The sequence below is a fragment of the Psychrobacter sp. AOP3-A1-26 genome (assembly GCF_052378235.1).
Classification (GTDB): Bacteria; Pseudomonadota; Gammaproteobacteria; order Pseudomonadales; family Moraxellaceae; genus Psychrobacter.
In genome coordinates this window covers 1-3,500 of the sequence record NZ_JBQSXN010000140.1, presented here as the reverse complement: position 1 = coordinate 3,500, position 3,500 = coordinate 1, and the positions used below count along the sequence as shown (strand labels likewise).

Here is a 3,500-nt window from a genome sequence, read left to right as displayed (position 1 = left end):
TTTTTATTTGAATTATCTTTAAGAGTGATAGAACAGACCTTTAGATTAACTGGTAATGAAAAGGTTGAGAAGATGGGTTTTGTAAACTGAGTTTTGTAAGCTATTATCGGTTCAAAATAAAAGCGATACGATTGTAATAAAGTAAATAGTGACCTGCTATTGTGATAAGTTTTTCTTACTTACTGTTCAAAAAATCCTAACTTACTATATTTAAAAATAACATTTGAAAATAAGGGTTTGCTGGGTTGAATATTAAAAAACCATCAATATCCCGCAGCATATTGATGGCTTGAATTTAAATATCTATTTACACATCTATATAAGCTGACAGTTATAATAAATAGCAGCCTATTGAACAGACTATTTTTTCTTAGTAGGACCTAACAGCATACCCATTTGACGACCTTCCATCTTTGGATATTGCTCGACGTTTGCAATCTCAGCAGTGTCTTCGATAATGCGATCTAGCTGTTTACGACCAATCTCTTGGTGCGCCATTTCACGACCACGGAAACGAATACTGATTTTAACTTTGTCTTGGTCTTCTAAAAAGCTGACGATTTTTTTCAGTTTGACCTGATAATCGGCTTCTTCAGTACTAGGACGCAGCTTCATCTCTTTCAGCTGAGTTTGCTTTTGGTTCTTTTTAGCTTCTTTCGCCTTTTGCTTTTGATCATAGAGGAAATGCTTATAGTCCATAATCTTGCAAACAGGCGGCTTGGCATCTGGAACCAATTCGACCAAATCTAGATTGTCCTCACGTGCCGCTTTCATCGCGGTTTCGATATCGACCACGCCCATCTGTTCGCCGTCTTCTTTAACCAGACGGACTTCTTTGACATTGATATCTTCGTTGATGTTCAAACGGTTTGACTGTTTAATAGGTATTACTCCTCATCTGTTTTTGGGGTCTGTCGGCCTTTTTTAGCGACAGCGGTCTGTACTAAGGTAATAAATTCAGCAACACTCATGACGCCAAGGTTTTCACCTTCACGCGTACGGACATTGACACTGCCCGATTCGACTTCTTTATCCCCTAATACTAGCATATAGGGAATACGTTCTAATGTTTTCTCTCGTATCTTAAATCCAATCTTTTCGTTACGCAAGTCACTAATAGCTCGCAAACCAGCATTTTTTAGCTCGCTGACCACATTTTCGCAAGCATCGGCTTGTTTATCGGTGATATTCATCACGGCCACTTGTTGCGGTGCTAGCCAAACTGGCATCCAACCAGCATAGTTTTCAATCAGTATACCGATGAAACGCTCGAACGAACCTAAGATGGCACGGTGCAGCATAATCGGTACTTCGCGCTCGTTTTGCTCATTAACAAATTCAGCGTCGAGACGTTCTGGCATATTTGGGTCAACCTGAATCGTACCGCACTGCCACACGCGACCTAGCGAGTCTTTTAGACTGAATTCAATCTTGGGACCATAGAACGCGCCTTCACCGGGTAGATATTCCCAATCAAGACCTGAGTTATCAAGTGCATCAGACAGAGCCTTTTCAGCAAAATCCCAAGATTCATCGCTGCCGACGCGTTTTTCAGGACGGGTCGAGAGTTTCATAATGATGTTATCAAAACCAAAATCTTCATAAACCGCAAGAGTCAGTTGAATAAAGTCAGCGACTTCTTGTTGAATTTGCGCTTGGGTACAGAAGATATGCGCATCGTCTTGAGTGAAACCCCGTACGCGCATCAGGCCATGCAATGAGCCAGATGGTTCGTTACGATGACACGAGCCAAATTCTGCCATCCGTAATGGCAATTCACGGTAAGATTTCAAGCCTTGGTTAAATACTTGCACGTGACAAGGACAGTTCATTGGTTTTACCGCATAATCACGGTTTTCGCTCGACGTGGTAAACATGTTGGTTGCATAGTTACCCCAGTGTCCTGAGCGTTCCCATAAGCTACGGTCAACGATTTGCGGTGTTTTAATTTCTTCATAGCCATTGTCATATTGTACTTTACGCATATATTGCTCAAGTACTTGATAAATGGTCCAACCATTGGCATGCCAAAACACCATCCCCGGCGCTTGCTCTTGCATATGGAACAGATTGAGCGCTTTACCAATCTTACGATGGTCGCGTTTTTCTGCTTCTTCAATACGTTGAATATAAGCTTTTAAATCTTTTTTATCGGCCCATGCTGTACCATAGATACGTTGTAGCTGTTCATTCTTAGCATCACCGCGCCAATAAGCGCCTGACATTTTAGTCAGCTTAAATACTTTTAAGAATCGGGTGTTTGGTACGTGTGGACCACGGCACATATCGACGTATTCTTGATGATGATATAGACCAAAGGCTTCTTCACCTGGCATATCATTGATAAGTTTAAGCTTATAGTCTTCGCCGCGCTCTTCAAAGATTTTGATAACTTCATCGCGTGGCGTTATCTTTTTGATAACGTCATAGTCCTGCTTTATCAACTGCACCATGCGCTTTTCGATAGCTTCCATATGCTCAGGGGTAAATGGCGTTTCACTATAGATGTCGTAATAAAAGCCTTCATCAATGACAGGGCCAATAACCATTTTTACATCAGGATATAGCTGTTTGACCGCATGACCCAATAAGTGCGCACACGAATGGCGAATGATGTCGACACCATCGGCATCTCTTGGTGTGACGATTTCTACTTTGGCATCATGGGCGATAGGGTCGTGTGCATCCACTAGATGACCGTCTACACGTCCAGCGACCGTCGCTTTAGCCAATCCTGCCCCAATACTTTGCGCCACTTCCATGACCGAGGTGTTGCCTTCGAAGTTTTTTACGCTACCATCGGGTAAAGTAATCGCTACCATAATCTATTCACCTTTTTGAGTCCGTTGGCAGTGATGATTGCAACCATCAATCATATAACCGTAAGACTGCATCAATTATATCTAATCACTATGATATGTTGTAAGAGATATACACTACTTAAAAGCACTGAGCTCAGATATATATATAGCATCGCGATTCATAGCCATTTAACAAGCTATGATCGAATCATTATAAGGAAAAGCGATCTACCTTCTATATAAAGACAGGCAGAACTACTATTAAGTAATGTCATAAAAGCGGCTATTATAGCAAAAACCGTCTATAAACACTAGATAGCAAGGGGTCAGTCAGCTTCTATATATAGGTGCTATCTTGGTAAATATCAAGGAAGATAAATATAACTAGAGATACAGCGCAAGAGTTTACTAATAGTTATAATGTCATTGATACGATAAAAATGAGAGAATTTATCTATAAAGTAAAGCCCAAGAGCTTATTTAAAAGAACAGTTATAAGGTATCAGGTTAAACAATAAGGGGTTTTAGCCACTTTATTAGAATATGGTTTCAAGTAATTGGAAAATAACTTTACTGTAAGTTATTGAAAAATATAGATTGTTGTTCACCTAATGAAATTAATTCAAAAACCTGTCGAAAAGCGGTTGACACCCATCTCAAACCGTCTATAATACGCACCTCATTAGGGGAAACTGGAAT

2 protein-coding genes are annotated in these 3,500 nt (G+C 40.4%); both read right to left on the bottom strand.

The window, feature by feature from the left end; genetic code table 11:
• Positions 1-360: 360 nt before the first annotated feature.
• Positions 361-864 carry a translation initiation factor IF-3 gene (gene infC / locus ACT3TU_RS13730; RefSeq protein WP_192523954.1) on the bottom strand — a complete coding sequence of 168 codons (504 nt, stop codon included), beginning with the start codon at positions 862-864 and terminating at the stop codon, positions 361-363.
• Positions 865-887: 23 nt separating this feature from the next.
• Positions 888-2,822, bottom strand: coding sequence for a threonine--tRNA ligase (gene thrS, locus ACT3TU_RS13725; protein WP_192523953.1), 1,935 nt, complete (start codon positions 2,820-2,822; stop codon positions 888-890).
• Between the last annotated feature and the right edge of the window lie 678 nt (positions 2,823-3,500).

Bases quoted from the DNA above. Each gene is read 5' to 3' on its own strand.
- thrS (WP_192523953.1), bottom strand. From the start codon at position 2,822: ATGGTAGCGATTACTTTACCCGATGGTAGCGTAAAAAACTTCGAAGGC.